The sequence below is a fragment of the Rhizobium sp. BK312 genome (assembly GCF_014193605.1).
In the GTDB taxonomy this organism is placed as follows: domain Bacteria; phylum Pseudomonadota; class Alphaproteobacteria; order Rhizobiales; family Rhizobiaceae; genus Rhizobium.
In genome coordinates this window covers 118,456-141,133 of the sequence record NZ_JACHZP010000008.1, presented here as the reverse complement: position 1 = coordinate 141,133, position 22,678 = coordinate 118,456, and the positions used below count along the sequence as shown (strand labels likewise).

Annotated in this window: 20 protein-coding genes; 7 read left to right on the top strand and 13 right to left on the bottom strand. The window is 60.5% G+C overall.

The genetic code is table 11. From position 1 onward, the window contains the following. Positions 1–61: 61 nt before the first annotated feature. On the bottom strand, positions 62–610 hold the full coding sequence (locus FHT85_RS22175; protein ID WP_183774328.1) for an NADPH-dependent FMN reductase: 549 nt from the start codon (positions 608–610) through the stop codon (positions 62–64). A 71-nt stretch (positions 611–681) separates the two neighbouring features. Further along, complete coding sequence (locus FHT85_RS22170; RefSeq protein WP_112410046.1) at positions 682–2,055, bottom strand: GH1 family beta-glucosidase; 1,374 nt, start codon at positions 2,053–2,055, stop codon at positions 682–684. A 236-nt stretch (positions 2,056–2,291) separates the two neighbouring features. Here FHT85_RS22170 and FHT85_RS22165 point away from each other — a divergent pair, with 236 nt between their 5' ends. Continuing rightward, positions 2,292–2,696, top strand: coding sequence for a DoxX family protein (locus FHT85_RS22165; protein ID WP_112410047.1), 405 nt, complete (start codon positions 2,292–2,294; stop codon positions 2,694–2,696). A 47-nt stretch (positions 2,697–2,743) separates the two neighbouring features. Here the strand turns inward: FHT85_RS22165 and FHT85_RS22160 are convergent, their stop codons facing one another. From FHT85_RS22160 to FHT85_RS22140, 5 genes are all read right to left on the bottom strand, one after another. Continuing rightward, the gene (locus FHT85_RS22160) at positions 2,744–3,931 is read right to left on the bottom strand and encodes a Gfo/Idh/MocA family protein (RefSeq protein ID WP_112335189.1); all 1,188 of its coding nucleotides are present in this window, start codon (positions 3,929–3,931) and stop codon (positions 2,744–2,746) included. Positions 3,932–4,152: 221 nt separating this feature from the next. Beyond that, on the bottom strand, positions 4,153–5,205 hold the full coding sequence (locus tag FHT85_RS22155; protein WP_112335190.1) for a sugar phosphate isomerase/epimerase family protein: 1,053 nt from the start codon (positions 5,203–5,205) through the stop codon (positions 4,153–4,155). 266 nt (positions 5,206–5,471) lie between these two features. Beyond that, positions 5,472–6,419, bottom strand: coding sequence for a substrate-binding domain-containing protein (locus FHT85_RS22150; protein ID WP_112335191.1), 948 nt, complete (start codon positions 6,417–6,419; stop codon positions 5,472–5,474). 68 nt (positions 6,420–6,487) lie between these two features. Further along, entirely contained in the window at positions 6,488–7,498 is a 1,011-nt protein-coding gene (locus FHT85_RS22145) for an ABC transporter permease (RefSeq protein ID WP_112410048.1), read from the bottom strand. Between the two features lie 60 nt (positions 7,499–7,558). Further along, positions 7,559–9,082: a sugar ABC transporter ATP-binding protein gene (locus FHT85_RS22140; RefSeq protein ID WP_112410049.1), complete on the bottom strand. Its 1,524-nt coding sequence runs from the start codon at positions 9,080–9,082 to the stop codon at positions 7,559–7,561. 165 nt (positions 9,083–9,247) lie between these two features. Here FHT85_RS22140 and FHT85_RS22135 point away from each other — a divergent pair, with 165 nt between their 5' ends. After that, positions 9,248–10,273, top strand: coding sequence for a LacI family DNA-binding transcriptional regulator (locus tag FHT85_RS22135; protein WP_112400711.1), 1,026 nt, complete (start codon positions 9,248–9,250; stop codon positions 10,271–10,273). A gap of 12 nt (positions 10,274–10,285) precedes the next feature. Continuing rightward, positions 10,286–10,690 carry a VOC family protein gene (locus tag FHT85_RS22130; RefSeq protein WP_112410130.1) on the top strand — a complete coding sequence of 135 codons (405 nt, stop codon included), beginning with the start codon at positions 10,286–10,288 and terminating at the stop codon, positions 10,688–10,690. Here FHT85_RS22130 and xylA read toward each other — a convergent pair. The 5 genes from xylA to FHT85_RS22105 all read right to left on the bottom strand — a co-directional run bounded on the left by xylA (position 10,681) and on the right by FHT85_RS22105 (position 17,683). Continuing rightward, positions 10,681–11,991 (bottom strand): xylose isomerase, encoded by a 1,311-nt coding sequence (gene xylA, locus FHT85_RS22125; protein WP_112410050.1) that lies wholly within the window; start codon positions 11,989–11,991, stop codon positions 10,681–10,683. The two genes, FHT85_RS22130 and xylA, sit on opposite strands and share 10 nt — an antisense overlap. A gap of 172 nt (positions 11,992–12,163) precedes the next feature. Further along, positions 12,164–13,621, bottom strand: coding sequence for a xylulokinase (xylB, locus tag FHT85_RS22120; protein ID WP_112335197.1), 1,458 nt, complete (start codon positions 13,619–13,621; stop codon positions 12,164–12,166). 37 nt (positions 13,622–13,658) lie between these two features. Then, on the bottom strand, positions 13,659–14,684 hold the full coding sequence (locus FHT85_RS22115) for a LacI family DNA-binding transcriptional regulator (protein WP_112410051.1): 1,026 nt from the start codon (positions 14,682–14,684) through the stop codon (positions 13,659–13,661). A gap of 147 nt (positions 14,685–14,831) precedes the next feature. Further along, the gene (locus FHT85_RS22110) at positions 14,832–16,436 is read right to left on the bottom strand and encodes a DHA2 family efflux MFS transporter permease subunit (protein WP_112335199.1); all 1,605 of its coding nucleotides are present in this window, start codon (positions 16,434–16,436) and stop codon (positions 14,832–14,834) included. A gap of 26 nt (positions 16,437–16,462) precedes the next feature. After that, positions 16,463–17,683, bottom strand: a complete 1,221-nt coding sequence (locus FHT85_RS22105; RefSeq protein ID WP_112410052.1) for an HlyD family secretion protein — start codon at positions 17,681–17,683, stop codon at positions 16,463–16,465. A gap of 180 nt (positions 17,684–17,863) precedes the next feature. Here FHT85_RS22105 and FHT85_RS22100 point away from each other — a divergent pair, with 180 nt between their 5' ends. The 3 genes from FHT85_RS22100 (at position 17,864) to FHT85_RS22090 (ending at position 20,401) form a co-directional block, all read left to right on the top strand. Further along, positions 17,864–18,544, top strand: coding sequence for a TetR/AcrR family transcriptional regulator (locus tag FHT85_RS22100; protein WP_041677674.1), 681 nt, complete (start codon positions 17,864–17,866; stop codon positions 18,542–18,544). A 116-nt stretch (positions 18,545–18,660) separates the two neighbouring features. Next, positions 18,661–19,500 (top strand): GyrI-like domain-containing protein, encoded by an 840-nt coding sequence (locus FHT85_RS22095; RefSeq protein ID WP_112410053.1) that lies wholly within the window; start codon positions 18,661–18,663, stop codon positions 19,498–19,500. A gap of 157 nt (positions 19,501–19,657) precedes the next feature. Next, entirely contained in the window at positions 19,658–20,401 is a 744-nt protein-coding gene (locus tag FHT85_RS22090; RefSeq protein ID WP_112410054.1) for a TerC family protein, read from the top strand. Between the two features lie 44 nt (positions 20,402–20,445). Here the strand turns inward: FHT85_RS22090 and FHT85_RS22085 are convergent, their stop codons facing one another. Then, positions 20,446–20,856 (bottom strand): hypothetical protein, encoded by a 411-nt coding sequence (locus tag FHT85_RS22085; protein WP_112400719.1) that lies wholly within the window; start codon positions 20,854–20,856, stop codon positions 20,446–20,448. A 360-nt stretch (positions 20,857–21,216) separates the two neighbouring features. Between FHT85_RS22085 and gltX the strand changes: the two genes are divergently transcribed. Further along, a complete protein-coding gene (gene gltX / locus FHT85_RS22080) occupies positions 21,217–22,674 on the top strand; it encodes a glutamate--tRNA ligase (protein WP_112400720.1) in 1,458 nt (485 codons plus the stop codon). The last annotated feature ends 4 nt before the right edge of the window (positions 22,675–22,678 follow it).

Below are 22,678 nucleotides of genomic sequence, written 5' to 3'. Positions count from 1 at the left end.
GTTAAGGCGAGTTGGAGATTCCTACAGGAAAGAGTTGTAGATCTGCCGAAACCGGAAGAATTCATGCCTTGGTGGCTATAGCTTGCGCGAAGCGGCTGAGACTTGCGGAGAAAAGGCCGCTTTCGCGCGCCTGCAGCAGCATTGCGGCCTGTATCTCATCGCTCTTGCCAGCAACCGGCAGACGCAAGAAGCCGTCTTCAACGATATGCAGCGACATGGTCTGCAAGACATCGGTGAGCTGTGCCAATACGAGATCACCGCGATGCGAGGCATGCGCGAACATCAGCGGCTTGAACGGCACCTCGTCACGCGACACCAGCCAGTCCAACGCATTCTTGAAGCCGCCGGGTATGCCATGGGCATATTCCGGACAAGCGACGATCAAACCGTCTGCCTTGCGGATCTCGGCCGCAAATCTCTCAACGATAACTGGAGTTCGCTCACCCTCATTATCCGGATTGAAGACCGGCAGGTCGCCGATCAGATCGCAAATCGCAATGGTGATGCCTTCGGGGCAGCCGAGCTGCAGCGCCTCCAGCAGCCTGCGGTTGGTTGAGGCCCGCCGCTGGCTGCCGCAAAGCGCATAAAGAAAAATCGGCCGCTGAATCATACATGCTGTCTATCAGGCCTCGCCCATTCGGGCGACAGACACCTTCCCCTTGAGAGCGAGGCCGAACCGCGTCAGACCGCTTTGTGGTTGCCCTTCGGAAACTGCGAGGCAAGCTCACTGTACCACTTGCCGCTCTTCTTGAGCGTGCGCACCTGGGTCTCGTAATCAACATGGACGAGGCCGAAACGCATACGGTAGCCCTCCGCCCACTCGAAATTGTCCATCAGGCTCCAGGCGAAGTAGCCGCGCATCGGGTAGCCGTCCTTGATGAGATCCGCGACGACGCCGAGATGCTCCATATAATAATCGAGGCGCGGCTGGTCATCGACCTCGCCGTTGACGACGCCCATGTTGTAGCAGGCGCCGTTCTCGGTGATGTAGCACTCCGGCAGCTCGTAGCGCTTGTTGAGGTCCTCGACGACATGCTTCAGGCCGGGCGAATAAACCTCCCAGCCGATATCCGTCCTTACATCACTGACCGGCGGCGCTTCCTTCGTCCAGGGGAAATCGCCGCTCTTGGAGGCGTCATCGGAGACGCGCATTGGCATATAATAGTTCAAACCCCACCAATCGAGCTTCTGGTTGATGGTCTTGAGATCGCCGTCCTCGATGACAGGCATGCGATCGCCGAGCGCCTCGACGAACTCCTTCGGATACTCGCCCTTGAAGATCGGATCGAAGAAGGCGCCGTTGTGGAACTGATGCGCACGCTCGACCGCGGCCAGATCTTCCGGACTATCGGAGCCCGGCAGGATCGAAGCGGCATTGAGCACGATGCCGACAGGCACCTTCGGCGCCACGGAGCGGATAGCCTCGACGCCGAGACCATGCGCAAGGTTCATATAGTGCATGGCGTAAAGGGCAGCCTGCATATTGCGTTCGCCCGGCGCATGAACGCCATAAAGATGGCTCAGCCAGACGATGCACCATGGCTCGTTGAAGGTGGCGACGGAGTCCAGACGGTCGCCAAGGCGGGCCACGACGGTCTTGGCATAGCGCTGGAAGGCATGCGCCGTCGAGCGCGCCGTCCAGCCGCCATCGCCGGCGAGCGCCAGCGGCAGATCCCAATGGTAGAGCGTCGCAAAGGTCTTGATCCCCCGCGCCTTGCAGCCATCGACCAGACGATCGTAGAAATCGAGGCCGGCTTCGTTCACCGGACCAGTGCCTTCGGGAATGATGCGCGGCCAGGCGATCGAGAAGCGATAGGCCTCGACGCCCATATCCTTGATCAGATCGAGATCCTGCTCCAGGCGGTTATAGTGATCGCAAGCGACATCGCCATTATCGCGCTGATAGACGCGGCCGGGCATGTTGGCGAAGGCATCCCATATGGATGGCTTGCGGCCATCGGCCTTGGTGGCGCCTTCGATCTGGAAAGCGGCGGTGGCAACACCGAATGTGAAATCGCCGGGGAAGCGATCGGCAAGAAGCTTCGGATCGATCATGATGAAAATCCCGTCTATTTTGGCTTCGTTGGCTGCGGTTTAGCCAACCGCGTTGGCAAAGTACAGTGTCGAATTGACGAAACTGCAACGTTGCAGATGCCGAGAAACGCAGCCGGCTAACGGCTCTGTGCAGGGAGACTCGCGGTGCGATAACATCAATGTCAACAGTCGTGACTTGTCTTTCGACTTTGGATCAATTGAGGGTAGCATCCAAACTTGACGACGAAAGGACACAAATGCTCCCTGCGATCCACGCCCTCCATCCTCATCTGCTGAGCCTCCTGCGCATCGTCGCCTCGCTTGTGCTCTTCAGCTACGGAACGCAAAAAGTGCTGCATTTCCCGGCGGCCGAAAATGTGCCCGCCGTTGGATCGCTGCCGTGGGTCGCCGGCCTGCTCGAACTCACTCTCGGCTTCCTCGTCCTGATCGGCTTCAAGACGCGGATTGCTTCGTTCATCCTGTCAGGCCTGATGGCCTTCGCCTATTTCCTTCGCCACGCGCCGCAAAGCTTCTACCCCGCACAAAACGGCGGCACCGCTGCCATCCTCTTCTGCTTCATCTTCCTGTTTCTCGCCAGCGCCGGCGGCGGCCCGCTGAGCGTCGATGCACTGACGAAGCGCCAGCAGCAAACTGCGGCCTGAACCAGCAGGTCCGAGGCGGGCTCACCGCCTCGGACCTCACGTGAAGCTTAGAGCTTGACCCAGGCGCCGTTGCGCTTGGACGAGGCGACACAAGCCTCGACGAAAGCCACACCTTTCACGCCGTCATCGACGGTCGGATAGATCACAGCCGGATCGACCGCCACGCCCTTCTTGCGGGCATTGATGGCGCGCGCAGCCTCGGTATAGATGGTCGCGAAAGCTTCCAGATAACCTTCCGGATGGCCCGAAGGGATGCGCGAGACGCGCGCCGCTGCGGCACCGGAGCCGGCACCGTTGCGGGTGATCAGCCGCTTCGGCTCGCCGAACGGCGTGTACCACAGATAGTTCGGATCGGCCTGCGTCCACTCGATCCCCCCCTTGGTGCCGTAGACGCGGAGCTTGAGGCCGTTCTCATGGCCGGGCGCCACCTGGCTGCACCAGAGCATGCCCTTCGCCGGCTTTTCCTTGCCCTTCGCCTTGAAGCGCAGCAGCACATGGCCGTTATCGTCGAGACGACGTCCCTCGACGAAGCTATCGAGATCGGCAGCAAGGCTGTCGAGCTCGAGGCCGGTCACGAAGGAAGCAAGATTATACGCATGCGTGCCGATGTCGCCGGTGGAGCCGCCGACGCCCGACTGGGCCGGGTCGGTACGCCAAGCCGCCTGCTTCTGGCCTGACTGCTCGATATTTTCGGTCAGCCAATCCTGCGGATATTCTGCCTGCACGATGCGGATATCGCCGAGTTCGCCATTCTCGATCATCTCGCGCGCCTGGCGGATCATCGGATAGCCGGTGTAATTATGCGTGAGGATGAAGAGCGCACCGCTTTCATCGGCCACCCTCTTGAGCTTCTTGGCGTCGGCAAGATTGGAGGTCAGCGGCTTGTCGCAGATGACATGGATGCCGCGCCGCAGGAATTCCTTGGCGGCGTCATAGTGGACATGGTTCGGCGTGACGATTGAAACGGCCTCGATGCCGTTCTTCAGCTTGGCTTCCCGAATCGCCATGTCGCGGTAGCTGGAATAGGTGCGCGAGGGATCGAGACCGAGATCGCGGCCGGATGCCACGGCCTTTTCCGGCGAAGACGAGAGCGCACCGGCAACAAGATCGAACTGATCGTCAATACGTGCCGCGATGCGATGTACCGCGCCGATGAATGCGCCAGCGCCACCGCCCACCATGCCAAGCCGGATGCGCGGCTCCCGCGTCTGTTCCGATGATCCTTCGATTGCCATTTTGTCCTCCTGAGAATGGAATTGTTTGAACGCGATTGCCTGCCGCAATCGTCCCCTCTCCCCGCCTGCGGGGAGAGGGTTAGGGTGAGGGGCCGAGCCTTCTGCAAGCTCTGAATTGGTGAAAATAGCGAGAAGGCCCCTCATCCGTCCTCAAACGATTTCGCTCCGCTCAATCGTTTGAGTCCACCTTTTCCCCGCACTTGCGGGGCGAAGGATTCGGATTACAGCCCCAGCATGCGCCGGTTTGCCGCCTGGTCCGTACCGCTGCCGGCGAAATCGTCGAAGGCCTTTTCCGTGACGCGGATGATGTGCGCCTTGACGAATTCGGAGCCTTCGCGAGCGCCGTCTTCGGGATGCTTCAACGCGCACTCCCATTCGACCACGGCCCAGCCGTCGAAATTGTTCGCAGTCATCTTGGAGAAGACGGCCCCAAAATCGACCTGGCCGTCGCCAAGCGACCGGAAGCGGCCGGCGCGCTCGACCCAGCCCTGATAACCGCCATAGACGCCCTGGCGGCCGGTCGGATTGAACTCCGCATCCTTGACGTGAAACATCTTGATGCGGTCCTTGTAGATATCGATGTTCTCGAGATAATCGAGGCACTGCAGGACATAGTGCGAGGGATCGTAGAGCATGTTGGCGCGCGGATGGTTCTTCACGCGCTCCAGGAACATCTCGAAGGTGATGCCGTCGTGCAGGTCTTCGCCCGGATGGATCTCGTAGCAGACGTCGACGCCATTTTCGTCGGCATGGTTGAGGATCGGCGTCCAGCGGCGGGCAAGTTCTTCGAAAGCGGTCTCGACGAGGCCGGCCGGGCGCTGCGGCCAGGGATAGATGAAGGGCCAGGCGAGCGCGCCTGAGAAAGTCGCGTGCGCCTTGATGCCGAGATGCTTCGACGCCGTTAGCGCCATCTTCACCTGCTCGACGGCCCATTCCTGCCGCGCCTTCGGATTCCCACGCACTTCCGGCGCCGCAAAACCGTCGAAGGCTTCGTCATAGGCCGGATGCACGGCGACGAGCTGGCCCTGAAGATGGGTGGAAAGCTCGGTGACTTCGACGCCGTTGGCGCGGGCGACACCGGCGAATTCATCGCAATAATCCTTCGAGGAGGCTGCCTTCTTCAGGTCGATGAGCTGGCTTGCCCAGGTCGGAACCTGCACGCCGATATAGCCGGCATCGGCAGCCCATTTCGTGATCGAATCCCACGAGTTGAACGGTGCCGTATCGCCCGCGAACTGACCGAGAAACAGGCCTGGTCCCTTGATCGTCTTCATCTGTATTTCCTCCCTAATCGCGTTCTGTAAACGTTTCCGATGCCTTTCGGACCCATATCCGAGGCGGTTTTGATGCCGTAGCCTCCAAAAACTATAGGGTCGTCGGGCTGAAAGTCGAATGCCTTGCGACCTAATCACGGCACGCTCCAGACGGCAAGAGGTACGTGCCGCAAAATTTCCATCCGCCGCAAAACGGGGCTGATGGAACACTTAAAAAACGCCCGCCGAAACCGGCGGGCGCCCTGGAAGATCAACCGAAAAACCGATCAGAACGGTGAATCGGGGAAGTAGAAGTCCTTGGCGTTGTCCTTGGTGACGAGCGTCGCATCCAGGATGTAGTTGCCGCGAATCGGAACCTGATCATAGAAATTGGCAGCCGTCAGCTCCATGGCGGTGCCGACCATTGCTGGCGGATAGAGCACGTCGACCGGGATCAGCTTATCGCCATCCATCACCTTCTTGATCATGTCCTTCGAACCGGCGCCGGCGACGATATACTTGATATCGGTGCGCTTGGCCTGCTCGATCGCCTGCAGAACGCCAACGGCCATGTCGTCATCCTGGCACCAGACGACATCGATCTTCGGGAATTTGGTCAGGTAGTCCTGCATGACCTTGAAGGCATCGTCGCGGTTCCAGTTGCCGTACTGGCGGTCGAGAACCTTGACGTTCGAGCCGGCGATACCCTTGTCGAAGCCGTCCTGGCGCTGCTGATCGATCGGGATCGGCAGACCACGGATGACGACGACCTGTGCATCCGGCGTGTTCTTCTTGATGTATTCGCCCGCGACCTGGCCAAGCGCCGGATTGTTGCCGGCGACATAGAGGTCACGGACGGAATTGTCGTTGTTGCTCGGCGCACGGTCGACGAGCGCCACGAACTTGCCCTTGTCCTTGACTTCCTTGATGGCGTTGACGAGCGGATCCGGATCCGACGGCAGGATCACCAGAGCATCGATGCCCTGTGTTTCAAGATCCTGCACGGCGTTTGCCTGGCTGGCGGCATCCGGCGAGGTCTTGACGATGACGTTCAGTCCCGGATGCTCCGCCATCAAGAGCTTGGCGACGCGCTCGGCATGGAACACCACGCCCGAGGTCCAGCCGTGGTCGGCGGCCGGAATGGAAACGCCGATCGTCACCTTCTTATCGGCGGCATGTACTGTGCCGGCCAGAGCCGCCATCACGACAGCCAAGCCTATGAATCTTTTTCGCATGTTTCTTCCTCCCAGATAGAGACAGGGCCTTAGCATGACGACCGGGCGCCCCCTGACCCGGTTATTCACTATTTGCGGGCAAGCGAACGCTGAACCAGCATGGCGATGATGATGATCGCACCCTGGATGGCGCTCAGCAGATACTCGCTGATGAAATTGGAAAGCAGCATGATATTGCCGACGAGCTCGAGGATGAACGCGCCGCAGATCGTGCCCCACACCCTGCCCGCGCCGCCCTTCAGCGCCGTGCCACCGACGACCACGGCGGTGATCGCCTGCAATTCCCACAGGCTGCCCGTCGTCGCCGATGTCGAACCGAGCCGCGGCACATAGAGAAGCACGGCGATGGCAACGCAAAATCCCTGGATGACGAAGGCGACGGTACGCACGCGATTGACCGCCACACCGGAATAGCGGGCAACGTCACGGTTGGAGCCAACCGCAATCACATGCCGCCCATAACGGGTGCGGTAGAGAATGAAAGCCGCAATGCCGGTGACGACGAGGATGACCACGATCGGCACCGGCACACCGAGCACGGAGCCATAATAGACAGGCTTGTAGAGCGCCTGAATATCCGCCGGTCGCAAGGTGATGGCACCGCCCTGCGACAGCCAGGTCGTCAGGCCGCGATAGACGCCCATGGTGCCGAGCGTCGCGATGAACGGCTCGATCTTGCCCATGGTCGTAATCAACCCGTTGGCAAGGCCGCATAGCAGGCCGGCAACGATCGAAAACAGCACCGCCGCCGCCAGCATCGTAGAGGGATCGGCAATGACGCCCGAATTCATGAAAAGGATCATCAGGCTGGCAACGAAGGCGACCATCGCGCCGACGGACAGATCGAGATCGCCGGCCGAAATGACGAAGGTCGCCCCAACGGCGATGATGGCTATGAAGGCGCATCTCGTCGCAACATTGGTGAGATTGGTGATGCCAATGAAGTTCGGGTTGACCAGTGCGCCCACGATCAGAAGCAGCACCAGCGCCGCAAACGGCGCAACCGCCCTAAGATCGACATCCCGCCAGGAACGTCCTCGCCGGCCTGTCTTGCCGCTGCTGTCTTCACCCACGCTCATAACCAAAACCAACCTCCCGTCCCATGATTGCTGGGAATTCGCCCTGCACTCCGCCGCCCCTCAGGCAGCCGTCTTTTTCTTCAGGCCCGCCGCATAACGCATGATTTCCTGCTCGGTGATCTCTTCTCCTTCGAGCACGCCGACGATCCGACCCTCTCGCATCACCGCAACCCGCGTGCAAAGCCCGATGACCTCGGGCATTTCCGAAGAGATCACGATGATCGAATGACCATCGCGCGCCAGCGCGGAAATGAAATGATAGATCTGCTGCTTCGTCCCCACATCGATGCCGCGCGTCGGCTCGTCGATAATGATGATCTGCGGCTCGGTCTCCATGATCTTCGCCAGAAGCAGCTTCTGCTGGTTGCCGCCGGACATGCGGCCGGCAACGATGTTTCCGTCACGCACACGTATATCAAAACGGCGGCGCGCCCGCGTCAGCGCATCCGCCTCGCTGGAGGCGCTCAGATAGCCGAACTTGCCATGCCGATCGAGCGACTGCAGGGTCAGATTGACGACCATGCCCGAATTCAGAAGCAGGCCCTTCGATTTACGGTCCTTGGTCATGTAGGCAAGCCCGGCATCGATGGTCGCATGCACGTCATGCGGCGGCACCGTCTGGCCGTTGGCGACGACCTCGCCGGATGCACGAGCGCGCAGGCCGACGATCGCTTCCATCAGCTCCGTGCGCCCCGAGCCGATCATGCCGGAAAAGCCCAGTATCTCGCCCTTGCGCAGCTCAAAGCTCGCATCGTGGACGTAGCCGGTGGAAACCGAGGCAACTTTGAGCACGACCTTCTCGTCGACATCAGGCTCGTTCTTGGCCGGATAGAGGCTGGAAAGCTCGCGCCCGACCATCAGCTGGGCGATCGATTCGCCATCGAGCAGCGAGGTCGGCGATGTCTTCACCCATTGACCGTCGCGCAGCACCGTGACCCGGTCCGTCAGCTCCATGACCTCGTCGAGCTTATGGGAGACGAAGACGAAGCTTGTTCCCTGATCACGCAGCTTACGCACCTGCTTGAACAGGAAATTGGTCTCCTCGCGGGAGAGAACGGCGGTCGGCTCGTCCATGAAGACGATGCGCGCATCGCGGCTGATCGCCTTGGCGATCTCCACCATCTGCTTGTCGGCAATGGAAAGCGAGCTGATCACGGCATTCTCGTCGACATGCGAGCCGAGGAGATCGAGCACGCGCCGCGTTTCGGCACGCATATGCTTGCGATCGAGCACACCGAGTCGTGTAACTTCGCGCCCGAGAAACAGGCTCTCGGTAACGGTCAGATGCTCAGCGAGATTGAATTCCTGATGGATGATGACGATGCCGAGCGCTTCCGCTGCGCCGTTCGGCGGCAGCTTTACCGGCTTGCCATCGAGCAAAATCTCACCGGAGGTCGGCTGCTCGAAGCCGGACAGGACCTTGACGAGCGTCGACTTTCCGGCGCCGTTTTCGCCCATGAGCGCATGGATTTCGCCGGCCCGAAGATCGAAGTTGACGCTGAACAGCACTTGTACGCCACTGAAGGCCTTGGAAATCCCTCTCGCAGACAGCACGACCGCACCGTCGACGGTTTCCGAACCCATTGCATCCTCCCTGCGGTCCCACCCGCTTCCACGGTATGTAAACCTTTACATACGTCGTGTAAAGGTTTACATCGTTGGATATCGTACAAAATTTCGCGGTTACCTTTGACCTCCACGTAAGTCTGTGTAGTCTCCAGCCCGAGACGAGACCCAAGGCAGAGCGCAGTGTCGAATTCCACGCCCGCAACTATCGAAGACGTCGCCCGAATTGCCAATGTTTCGATAGCAACGGTTTCGCGGGCCATCCATACACCGGAGAAAGTCGCCAATTCGACGCGGCTGAAAGTCAATCAGGCTATCGCCGTCACCGGTTATACCACCAATGCCATGGCGCGCAGCCTCCGGCTCGGCCGCTCGAACATGATTCTGGTCGTGGCGCCCGATATCGGCGATCCCAATTTCTCGAATATCCTGATCGGCCTGGAAAACGAGGCGCGTTCGCACGGTTACGGCATCCTGATCGGACACACGCAGAACGACGCGCAGCGTGGCCTGGAATATCTGAAATTCCTCAATTCCAACCAGGCGGCGGGTCTGATCCTCTTCACCGGTATCCTGCCCTTCGGTCATCAGACCATGACAGCGCGGCTGCCGCCGAGCGTCGGCGTTTTCGAGCCAGTTTTCAACGGCGGCATTCCCTATGTCGGCGTCGACGATATTGCCGGCGCCCGCAAGGCCATCGACCTACTGATTGCCGAGGGCCACCGCAAGATCGCCTTCATCGGCGATTCCCGCACGCGCCTCGCCTACAGCAGGCGGCGCATGGGCTACGAGGCCGGGCTGGATGCGGCCGGCATCGGACAGGACCTGCGCATCGTGCTGGAAGGCGATGGCACCATCGAGAGCGGTCGGCTCGCCGTCGAGCAGCTCTTCATGCGCGACACCCTGCCGACAGCCTTCATGTGCGTCAACGATCAGACCGCGATCGGCGTGATGATCGGTCTGAAGGCACGCGGCTATGATATACCCGAGGATTTTTCGGTGACCGGTTTCGATGACGTCCCGCAAGCCGTCTTTATGACGCCGTCGCTGACGACGATCCGGCAGCCGCGCACCGCCATCGGCAAGCATGCGATGGCGCTTTTGCTGGAACTGCTTTCGGATGGCGAGCCGCCCGAGACGGAGATCCTGTTGCGGCCGGATCTCGTGGTGCGAAATTCGGTCTCCCCACCGCCGCGCCTCCGGCGATAGGTGGACACAACGATGCCGCTCGGCAGAATCACCCTCTATGTCCGGGATGTCGGAGCGACGATCAGCTTTTACGAGAAGCATTTCGGGTTCAAGCCGCTCTATCTGGAGGGCGATCGGATTGTTGAGCTGCTCGCGCAGGATGGCGGCGCCAATCTGCTGATCCATCCGGCGGGCAAGGCGCAGAAAATGGGCCAGGTGCTGGTAAAGCTGGTCTTCGACGTCGAGAATGTCGAAGCTTTCCGCACTAAGTGTGCGGAGGAGGGACTGGAGTTCGGCCCCCTGCACCAGGCCGACGGCTATGTTTTCGCCAATGCGAAGGATCCCTCAGGGAATCCCATAGCCATTTCCAGCCGCGCGTTTCGGCTGAAATCGGGAGGCGATGAACCACCGCCTCCCGAAGCTGTCGATCAAACGTAACGGTTGACGATGTTTTCCAGCAGTTCCTGCTTGCCGGACTTCGGCTGCGGGTTGACGTCCTTGGTTTCGACCCACTGAGCGATCTGATCGAGCGAATATTCACCGCGCAGCAGCTTCTGGCCTTCGGCCGAATCCCAGCCGGCGTAACGGTCGGCGAGCGGCTTGGAGAGCGCCTTGTCCTCGATCATCTTGGCAGCAGCCTTCAGGCCGCGGGCGCAGCAATCCATGCCGCCGATATGGCCGATGAGCAGATCTTCCGGGTCGAGCGACTGGCGGCGCAGCTTGGCGTCGAAGTTCGTGCCGCCGGACTTGAAGCCGCCGCCTGCCAGAACCTGGTAATAGGCCAGCGTCATTTCCGGAACGTTGTTCGGGAACTGGTCGGTATCCCAGCCGGATTGGTAGTCGTTGCGGTTCATGTCGATCGAGCCGAAAATGCCGAGCGCATTGGCAAGCGCCAGTTCGTGCTCGAAGGAATGGCCGGCAAGGATCGCATGGCCCTGCTCGATATTGACCTTCACTTCGTTTTCGAGGCCGTACTTCTTGAGGAAGCCGTAAACCGTGGCGACGTCGTAGTCATACTGATGCTTGGTCGGCTCCTGCGGCTTCGGCTCGATGAGGATCGTGCCCTTGAAGCCGATCTTGTGCTTGTATTCGACGACGAGATTGAGGAAGCGGCCCAACTGATCCAGCTCCCGCTTCAGGTCGGTGTTGAGCAGCGTCTCGTAGCCTTCGCGGCCGCCCCAGAGAACGTAGTTTTCGCCGCCGAGTTTATGGGTGGCATCCATGCAGGTCTTCACGGTCGCAGCCGAGAAGGCGAAGACATCCGGATCAGGATTGGTCGCGGCGCCCGACATGAAACGGCGGTTGGAGAAGAGGTTTGCCGTGCCCCAGAGCAGCTTTACGCCAGTATCGGCCTGCTTCTTGGCGAAGTAGTCGACGATCTCGTTGAGGTTCTTGGTGTTCTCGGCGAAATTCTTGCCTTCCGGCCGTACGTCGGCATCGTGGAAGCAGTAATAGGGAGCGCCGAGCAGGGTGAAGAATTCGAAGGCGACATCGGCCTTCAGCTTGGCGGCTTCCATCGTCTCGTTGAACCAGGGGCGAAGGAAGGTCTGGCCACCAAAGGGATCGCCGCCCGGCCAGGTGAAGGTGTGCCAATAGGCGACGGCAAAGCGCAGATGGTCTTCCATGCGCTTGCCGGCAACGACTTCGTCCTTGTTGTAATAGCGGAAGGCCAGCGGATTGGTGCTGTCAGGCCCTTCGTATTTTACCTTGCTGATGTCACCAAAAAATCCGGTGCTCATATCTCATCTCCTTGGGTTTGGTGTTTCGGTAGTGTTGTTCACCTGTCGGCAAAGCCCCCTCATCCGACCCTTCGGGCCACCTTCTCCCCGAGAGGAGAAGGTATGGGCGGCTGCCGCAAACTCGGTCTCACCCTCTCCCCTCGGGGAGAGGGCAGGGTGAGGGGGTTTCACCTCAAGCTATGCCCAGCGGCTTGATCGCCGGATAAACCGCGCGGTAGCGCTTGTAGGCATCCGCATAGGCATCCGTCAGCGACGCAACCGGATCGATCGTGCCGGCCGTCTGCGGCGGGGTGCAGACCGCGACCGGATCGGCGCCCGTCGCGGCAATCAGGCCGAGACGGGCGGCACCGAAAGCGGCGCCGAAATCACCGTCCGCCGGCAGGTCGACGGGCACGCCGAGCGCGGTGGCGATCGAGGCCAGCCAGTAACGCGAACGCGAGCCGCCACCGATAGCGGTTACGCGCGCAATATCCGTGCCGGCGGAGCGCAGCGCTTCCAGATTGTCGCGGATGGCGAAGGACACGCCTTCGAGCACGGCCTGCGTCAGCACGGCGCGACCGCTTTCATGGCCGAGACCGATGAAGGCGCCGCGGATCGTCGCGTCGTTGTGCGGCGTGCGCTCGCCCGAGAGATAGGGAAGGAAGGTGACGCTGGTCGGCGCCTTCAACATCTCGCCAAGCTCGGCGGTGAGTTCGGCAGCGGACTTGCCTGTCACATGCGAATGCCAGTTCAGCGCATCGGTTGCCGAGAGAATGACGCCCATCTGATGCCAGGTGTTGGGCAGCGCGTGGCAGAAGGCGTGAACGGCGCTTTCAGGCTTCGGCAGATAGGAGCCGTTGGCCGCGAAGAGCACGCCAGACGTCCCGAGCGAAACGAAGGCCGCACCATGGCTGACTGTGCCCATCCCGCAGGCCGAAGCTGCGTTATCCCCTGCCCCGCCGGCAACGACGACATCGCCGCCGATACCCCATTTCGAGGCCAGTTCGCCGCGCAGCTTGCCGGCAACTTCGGTGCCTTCCACCAGCGTCGGCATCTGCTTCTCGTCAAGATTGGTCGCGGCCAGCAGCTCTGAGGACCATTTGCGTTTGCCGGTATCGAGCCAGGAGGTGCCGGCCGAGTCAGACATTTCCGACATGTGCTCGCCGGTCAGCCACAGGCGCAGATAGTCCTTCGGCAGCAGCACCCAGCGTACCCTAGCGAAAATCTCCGGCTCATGCTTGGCGACCCAAGCGAGCTTCGGCGCCGTGAAGCCGGGGAAGACGATGTTGCCGGTCAATGCCCGGAAGCGCGGATCGGCATCGAGCGCGGCGGCCTCGTGATAGCTGCGCGTGTCGTTCCAGAGAATGCAGGGACGTAGCACCTTGTCGTCGGCATCGAGCAGCGTTGCGCCATGCATCTGGCCGGAAAGGCCGATGCCACGCACAGCCGCGAGTTCCTTCGGATGCGCAGCCTTCAATCCGGCCACAGCCTCTTCGGTCGCTCGGATCCAGTGGGCCGGATCCTGCTCGGACCAGCCGGGATGCGGGCGCGAGACATCAAGCCCGCCATTGGCGGAGCCGATGATCTTCTGATTGCCGTCGATCAGCATCGCTTTGACGCCGGACGTTCCGAGATCGAGACCCAAATACATCAGATATTACTCCCTATGCTCTGCCGCGTTCGAATGCTCAGGGCAGATTATCCTTCAAGAAAATGTCGAGGCGTATGCGCTCCTGGTCGGCGATGACGGCTTGGCCGTCGGCGGTCGCCTTCATGACGCGGATGGCGCTGCGGACTTCATGACCGGCATCCTGATTGAGGACGGCGTCGATCGTGCCGTCCAACAGCGCCGCCCGCGTATGCCGCGTCAGCTCGTGCACGACCACGGTCAACTCCCGCTCGGGCCGTACGGCCTTCAGCGCCGCTATCAGACCGCGGTTGCCGGCGCCGAGGCTGTAGATGCCGATAATGTCCTTGTTTTCGGACAGCGCCTTGGAGACAAGCGATTTGGCCCGCTCGGGATCGTCACGTCCTTCCAGCACGGGCAGCAGCCGGAGCTTGGGAAACTCTTCTGCCATCACGACGGAAAAGCCCTGCAGGCGTTCGCGATGGTCGCGCACCAGCATCGAGCCGGCGAGAACGGTAAGATCACCTTCACGACCGCCAAGGAAGCGCCCGAGCAGCCGCGCGGCAGTCCGTCCGGCAGCAATATTGTCGATACCGGCATAGTGATGGCGGGTGGAATCGGTGAGATCCGAGACCAGCGTTATGACGGGAATACGCTCCGACACGAGACGGTCGACGGCGGCCCTGACTTCCGGCGCGTCGGTTGCCACGAGAGCGACACCGGCGATATCCTGCCCCTGCAAGGCGTCCAGCGCCGCGACCAGCGCCGGCACATCGAATGGTGGCACCTCGACGATGCGGATGTCCGTGCGCTCTATGCTGGCCCGCAAGGTTGCCTGATGCACTTCGAATCGCAGCCCGTGCATGAAGGAATTATCCCCCGTCGGCACGATGAAAACGAGAGGATAGACCCGGCTCTTGGCCAGATTGGCAGCTGCGACATCGCGGATATAGCCGATTTGCCGGATAGCGGCTTCCACCTTCTCCCGCGTTACCAGCCGGACACCCGGCCGCTGGTTCAAAACGCGGTCCACCGTGGCGAGGCTGACGCCCGCGGCGGCGGCGATGTCATGCACGGTCGGTCTCATGGGTCCTCCTGCAGAAAGCCTTACTGCGATTTTTGATGTACGTAAATCAAAAATTTCGGACCGACGAATTTTTCCGATAGATACCACAAACAAAAAAGGCCCCTCGCGAGGAGGGGCCATGCCTTGGGAGCATTTATAAGAGCCGGATCAGTGGCCTCCGCCGCCACCGCCACCTGCGGTATTCGGCTTGCTGATCATCAGAACGCCGAGGATCATCGCGAGGAACAGCACAGTCAGCATCAGGAAAATATCCCCGAAGGACATGACGACCGCCTGCCGCGTCGCCATGTTGACCATTTGCTTCAGGGCGGCCTGGTCGCCGTCCAGACCCGCTGCATTGAAGCTGGCGGCCATGTTGTTCAATTGGGTAACGGCCGCATGGCTGCCCCAATGAACATGGTCGCGCAGGTTGAAATAATGCTGGTCCTGCCTGTTCGTCAAAAGCGTATTGATGATCGCGAGTCCGACGGCCCCGCCGAGATTGCGCGTCAGATTGAACAGGCCGGACGCACCGCGCATGCGGGCGGGCGGCATGGTTCCGAGCGCGATATTGTTGATCGGCACCATGCACAGCATTAGACCGAAACCGCGCAGGATCTGCGGGATGAGCAGCTCCCAGAAATCCCAGTCCACCGTCAGGTGCATCATGATGTAGGTGCCGGCCGAGAAGCTGGTGAAGCCGATGATCATCAGGATGCGCAGATCGACCTTGCTCGACAGGAAGCCGGCCAGCGGCGCGGTGAAGAACATCGTGAGGCCGGAGACGAACATCGTCTCGCCGATCTGCAGCGAATCGTAGCCACGAATCCGCGCGAGATAGAGCGGATAGATATAGGTCAGGCCGTAGAGGCCGATGCCCATAACGAAGGAGAACACGGACCCGAAGGAGAAGTTCTTGTTCGTGAAGGCCCTGAGATCGACGACGGGGAAATCGACCGTGAAGGCGCGGTAGAAGAAGATCACGGCACCGATGGCGGAGGCGATGGCGCCCGCAACGATATAATTGTCGTTGAACCAGTCGTTCGTATTGCCTTCCTCAAGCACATATTCGAGCGCGCCGAGGAAAACACCCATCGAAATCAGGCCCCACCAGTCGAACTTCTTGAAAAGCGACAGCTCGGGCTTGTCGAAATCGATGAAATTCCAGGTGACGATGGCAACGATGATACCGGGTGGAATGTTGACCAGAAACAGCCAATGCCAGGAAAACGCGTTGGACAGATAGCCGCCGACCGTCGGGCCGATGGTCGGCGCCAGCGTGGCGATCAGGCCGATGATCGGCGAGACGACATTGCGCTTGGACGGCGGGAAGATCGTGAATGCCGCCGCAAAGACCGAGGGGATCATGCCGCCACCGATGAAGCCCTGCAAGGCGCGGTAGATGATCATCTGATCGATGTTGGTGGCGGTCGCGGCAAGCGCGCTCGCGGCTGTAAAACCGGCAGCCGAGATGGCGAACAGGTAGCGCGTCGAGATAATGCGCGCCAGCGTTCCCGACAGCGGGATCATGATGACTTCAGCTATCAGATAGGCGGTCTGCACCCAGCCGATTTCATCCGAGCCGGCGCTGAGGCCGGCTTGGATTTCGCTGAGCGAGGCCGAGACGATCTGAATGTCGAGGATCGACATAAACATGCCGAGCACCATCGCCAGGAAGGCGATGAGCTTTCTCGGCTCGATATGATCAGCCGCGGGCGCGGCGGGGCCGGCCGCGCGTGGGGGCGACCCGGCTGTAGTGCTGGCGGACGACATGGCGCGTCTCTCCCGAGCTCGATCGTTTACTTGTCCGGCGCCGTGCGGGTATCGACGTCGACGACGACGCTGAGGCCTGCGCGCAGACGGCCGGTATTGAGCGCATCCTGCGGCAATGCGATGCGGACAGGCACGCGCTGGATGATCTTAGTGAAGTTACCCGTCGCGTTTTCCGGCGGCAGCAGCGAGAAGACCGAGCCGGAAGCCGGCGAGATCGACTCGACGGTGCCGACGATCGGATGATCGCTGAAAGCATCGACGTGAACATCGACCTTGGAGCCGGGAACCAGATGTTGGATCTGCGTTTCCTTGAAATTCGCGTCGATATAAAGCTGTTTGGTCGGTACGATCGCCATCAGCTTCTGGCCGGGAGAGACGAGATCGCCTTCCTGCACCGAGCGATTGCCGACGATACCGTCATAAGGCGCCTTCAGTACGGTAAAGGACAGGTCGCGAGCGGCTTTGTCACGAGCGGCTTCCAGGCCCTTGATCGTGCTCTCGGCCTGACGGCGCTGAGCCTGCAGCAGGTTGATATTGGCCTGCGCGGATGCGATGGCGGCGTCGCCGCCGACCAGGTTGGCCTTGGCCTGATCAAGCGCGATATTGGCGCTGTCCAAAGCGGCCGTGGTGCCGACCGACTTCGATTGCAGTTCGGCAGCGCGCGTCTGGGTGATCTGGGCGCCGCGGACCGTGGCTTCCAGGGCAACCTTCTGTGCCTGCGACTGGGCAAGGGCTGCCTGGCCGGCAGCGATCTGTGCATCGATGGTATGGAGCGAAAGCTGTTCGGTATCGAGCGAGGCCTGAGCCTGGCCAAGCGCCAGCTTGTAGTCGCCGTCATCGAGCGTTACGAGCACGTCGCCGGCCTTGACCTGCTGGTTGGCCACAACGTTTACCTTGGCGACATAGCCCGTCACCTTCGGCGAGATCGTGGCGATATCGCCGCCAATATAGGCATCGTCGGTGGAGACCATGAAGCGGCCGTTCGTCCACCAGTCATAGCCATACCAGCCACCGGCCGCGAGTGCCGCGACGATGACGATGGGGAAAACCAGGCTGCGCCGCTTCTTCTCCGGCGGCGGTGGGGCCGCAGGGGCCGGAGCGGCAGGCGCAGCCTGGGCGGGAGCAGGATTGCCGCGCGTCTCGGCAAGAGGAGCATCCGCAGGTGCACCGGCTTGCCGAGCTTCCGCAGCTGCATCAGCGGGCTCGTTCACGATACGCGCTACATTGTTTCCATGACTTGACGACATTTCCTACCACCGAAAATCTGGCAAATTAATCGAACCGAACGGTTCGGTTCAATTGACATAAAGCCTTTTTCACTCCATATCAAGAGACATCGAACTGAGCGGTTCGATTTATTTCGCGAATCTGTTTAAGATTCAGAAAAAATGATCGAGTATCGCGTAAAGGAGACAGTGAAAGAGCCAATGAAACACGAATCCCAAAATGCCGCTGTGTTGAACGCGCCCGCACCGGGCTCCGGTGGACGTTGGGCAGCCGGCGAGGACCCAGCCAAGCGCCATCAGATTCTCGAAGGCGCCAAGCGTGTCTTTATGAAAATGGGCTTCGATGCGGCGAGCATGAACGATGTCACCCGCGAGGCGGGCGTTTCCAAGGGCACTCTCTACGTCTATTTCGCCAACAAGGAAGATCTGTTCGCCGCCATGATGGAGAGCGAGCGGACCCATTTCGTCAATCTCGTGCGCAATGCCCTTTCAGACGAAGCGGATGTCACCACCTCGCTTTATGATTTCGGTATCGTCTTCGTCACGCACGTCACCTCGGATAAGACCATCAGCGCCATGCGCACGGTCATCGGCGTGCGCGAACGCATGCCCTCGCTCTGTCAACGCTTTTTCACCGGTCCGGAAAATCTGCGCACGGTGCTGCGCGGCTTCCTCGAGCGGCAGGCTGCCATAGGCCATCTCAAGATCGACGACTTCGACATGGCTGCCCGCCACTTCCTGGAAATGGCCAGCGGCGGCTATTTCAAGCTGCGGCTCTTCGGCGACATGGAAGAGCCGCCGTCTAAGGAAGAGATCGACTATGTCGTGCGCGGCGCCGTGCGGGTTTTCCTGGCGGGCTACGGTCCGGATCGCAGGGATTAGGATGATCAGGCCTCTCCTGCTGTCCGCGGGCGTGTAGTAATTCAACTCCGCAATGGCGATCAAGCATCGCCACCGCCACAGGCCTATGAGTGGCCCGGCAACCAGGGGAGTTGAAAATGAGCGCGATCGGCAGAGCGATATGGTTCATCGAAAGCCATTTTAAATCCGACATCTCGCTCGACGAGATCGCCGAGACGGCCGGGCTGTCGCGCTTTCATCTTTCGCGGGTCTTTGGCATGACGACGGGTCACTCGATCAGCAGCTATATCCGGGGCCGCCGCCTCAGCGAAGCGGCTCTCGCACTGACCGACGGCTCCTCCTCCATTCTCCAGGTTGCCCTCGATGCCGGCTACGGCTCGCACGAGGCTTTCACCCGTGCCTTCCGCGAGCAATTCGGCATGACGCCGGAAAATCTGCGCAAGCAAGGGCACGTTCGCAACCTCGCTCTACAGGAACCGATCAGAATGGACGACACCCGCCTTCCCAAGCTCGAGGCACCGCGCTTCGAGACCCATCCCGCCATGCTGCTTGCCGGCCTTGCGGAAACCTATGCCTATGAGGCGACACAGGCCATCCCCTCGCTCTGGCAGAAATTCAACCAGTATTTCGGCCATATTCCCGGCCAGATCGGCAATGTCGCCTATGGCGTCTGCACTCAGGCGGAAGAAGGTAGCGAAAGCTTCCGTTACATGTCGGCAGCCGAAGTTTCCGCCGCGGACGGCCTGCCCGAAGGCTTCGTGACGACGAAACTGCCGCAACAGCGCTACGCGATCTTCACGCATCGCGGCCATATCTCCGGCATTTCTGCGACGGTGCATCAGATCTTCGGAGACTGGCTGCCGCAATCGGGTCAACAGCATACCGGCACCCCCGACATGATGGAACGCTATGACGACCGCTTCGACCCGCGCGCGGGCACGGGCGTTACGGAGATATGGATCCCCCTCAAAGACTAGAAACCATGCCTGGGAACAAGACCCGGAAACAAGGCCGCCGCCATGAAAATGGCGGCGGCGCTTGTACGAACCATGACACTCCTTACATTACGGCCATTCTGGAGAGGCCGGGCTGGGGGTCAGCATCGGCGAATGCTGATCAAAGGGGGCATCGTCAATGGATATTATGGGGCTGATACAGGACCCAGCCGCGTGGGTGGCGCTCATTACCCTTGTCGTCATGGAGGTGGTCCTCGGTATCGACAACCTAATCTTCATCTCGATCCTCACCAACAAGCTGCCGTCGGAACATCGCGACAGAGCCCGTAAGATCGGCATCGGCCTCGCCCTTATCATGCGCCTTGCGCTGCTCGGAACCGTCGCCTGGATCGTGCAGCTGACCCAGCCCATCTTCGAAATCTTCGGCCAGGACTTCTCCTGGAAGGACGTGATCCTCATCGGCGGAGGTCTCTTCCTTGTCTGGAAGGCGACGAAGGAGATCCATCACAATGTCGATCCGCAGGAGCAGGGCGAGGATTTCATCGCCAAATCGACGACCACGACCTTCGCGTCGGCGATCGGCCAGATCTTGCTGCTCGACCTGGTCTTCTCGATCGACAGCATCATCACCGCCGTCGGCATGACGCCGCACCTGCCGATCATGTTCGTCGCCGTCATCGCCGCTGTTACGGTCATGCTGGTCGCAGCAAATCCGCTCGCCAATTTCATCGAGAAAAACCCGAGCATCGTCATGCTGGCACTCGCCTTCCTGCTGATGATCGGCACGACGCTGATCGCCGAAGGCATGGGCGTGCATGTTCCCAAGGGCTACATCTACGCCGCCATGGCCTTCTCCGCTCTGGTCGAAGCGCTGAACATGATGGCGCGGAACCGTCGGAAAAAGACCTCAGGCGGTCACTAATCGGGAAGCCGCACCCATGATGAGGTGCGGCTTCATCACATCGATCAATCCTGGACGTGCACGTCGACCCATTCGCCGATATCGCCGCGGCCATAAATGTCGACCTTGATCCAGACGTTGCCGCGAACGATATAATTACCGGCATCGTCGGCGATATTGCCGTTGGCCAGCATGGCTTCCAGCTTCTGGCGATTGGAGGGCAGTGAGAAGAAGCTGTCACCCTCGTCGCCACGGTCACGGCGGCGATAGGCGTGATAGTTGGCGCGGTCCTGGCGGATGATCTGCCAGGGTGCGGTCAGGCGCTCGCCCTTGGAATTATAGAGATCGTCGTTGCCAATATAGGCGCGATAGGATTCGATCAGTTTCGCCGAACCATCGCGCGTAATAGTCGATTGGGCAGCGGCGGCGTCGGCCATCGAGACCGCCAATAGCAAGCTCAAAATTAGTTTCTTCATGGGATCCCCGGAATGAACGATTGAAAACCTATTTCGCCACTGCCGCGAAAATTGCAAATCAAATTGGGCAAGCGTAAGGCTTTTCTCCTGAAACACTTACGAAGTGTAAAGACGCTTCGTGAAATTGGAAGGCAGGCCCTTTTCGATGCATCACGGCGTCCTCGGTGCCTCTGCCTGCCGTCGCGGCGCAGTTTCCCTTGACGTCACCCCTTGAATATGGCCTAAGGCCAGCCATACGGAAAACGCTGATAGAAGCGGCAAGACGCCCTTTTCCGGCCGGTTTCCTGATCCAGATAGACATTTTCGGCTGGACGGCGCTTGTCCCAAGCGCGGCCCGGCCTTTTATGACGGGCAAACAAGATGACCACTTCAGGCGTTCGCGTCCGCATCGCACCCTCCCCCACCGGCGAGCCGCATGTCGGCACCGCTTACATCGCGCTGTTCAACTATCTCTTCGCCAAGAAACACGGCGGCGAGTTCATCCTGCGCATCGAGGATACCGACGCGACCCGCTCTACCCCGGAATTCGAGACGAAGGTGCTCGACGCGCTGAAATGGTGCGGCCTGAAATGGTCCGAAGGTCCGGATATCGGCGGCCCTTACGGCCCCTACCGCCAGAGCGACCGAAAGGACCTCTACAAGCCCTACGTCGAGCAGATCGTCACGGCCGGTCACGGCTTCCGCTGCTTCTGCACGCCGGAGCGCCTGGAAAAGATGCGCGAGGCGCAGCGCGCCGCCGGCCTGCCGCCGAAGTATGACGGCCACTGTCTGAACCTCTCCGCCGAGGAAGTGACCTCACGCGTTGCCGCCGGTGAACCGCATGTCGTACGTATGAAGATCCCGACCGAAGGCTCGTGCAAGTTCCATGACGGCGTCTACGGCGATGTGGAAATCCCGTGGGATGCCGTCGATATGCAGGTCCTGCTCAAGGCCGACGGCATGCCCACCTATCACATGGCCAACGTCGTCGACGACCATCTGATGAAGATCACCCATGTCGCGCGCGGCGAGGAATGGCTCGCCTCGGTGCCGAAGCATATCCTTATCTATCAGTATCTCGGCTGGGAGCCGCCGGTGTTCATGCACCTGTCGCTGATGCGCAATGCAGACAAGTCGAAACTGTCGAAGCGCAAGAACCCGACCTCGATCTCCTATTATACGGCCCTCGGCTATATCCCCGAAGCGCTGATGAACTTCCTCGGCCTGTTCTTCATCCAGATCGCCGAAGGTGAAGAGCTCTTGAGCATGGACGAGCTTGCCGCAAAGTTCGATCCGGAAAACCTCTCCAAGGCCGGCGCGATCTTCGACATCCAGAAGCTCGATTGGCTGAACGGCCGCTGGATCCGCGAGAAGCTGTCAGAAGAAGAGTTCCAGCATCGGGTACTGACCTGGGCGATGGAAAATGATCGCCTGAAGGAAGGCCTAAAGCTGTCGCAGTCGCGCATCACCAAGCTTGGCGAACTGCCCGACTTGACCGGCTTCCTGTTCAAGTCCGACCTCAACCTCGATCCTTCCGCCTTCGCGAAGATCAAGTCGACGCCGGAAGAACTGCTTGAGATCCTGAACACCGTGCAGCCGGATCTGGAAAAGATCCTCGAATGGAATGTCGAGACGATCGAAGCCGAGCTGCGCGCCATCGCCGACCGCATGGGCAAGAAGCTGAAGGTCATCGTCGCGCCGCTTTTCGTCGCCGTATCGGGCTCCTCGCGCTCCCTCCCACTTTTCGATAGCATGGCGATCCTCGGCCGGTCCGTCGTCCGCCAGCGACTGAAACTTGCCGCGCAGACCGTTGCGACCCTCGTCGGCCCGAAGAACTGAACCG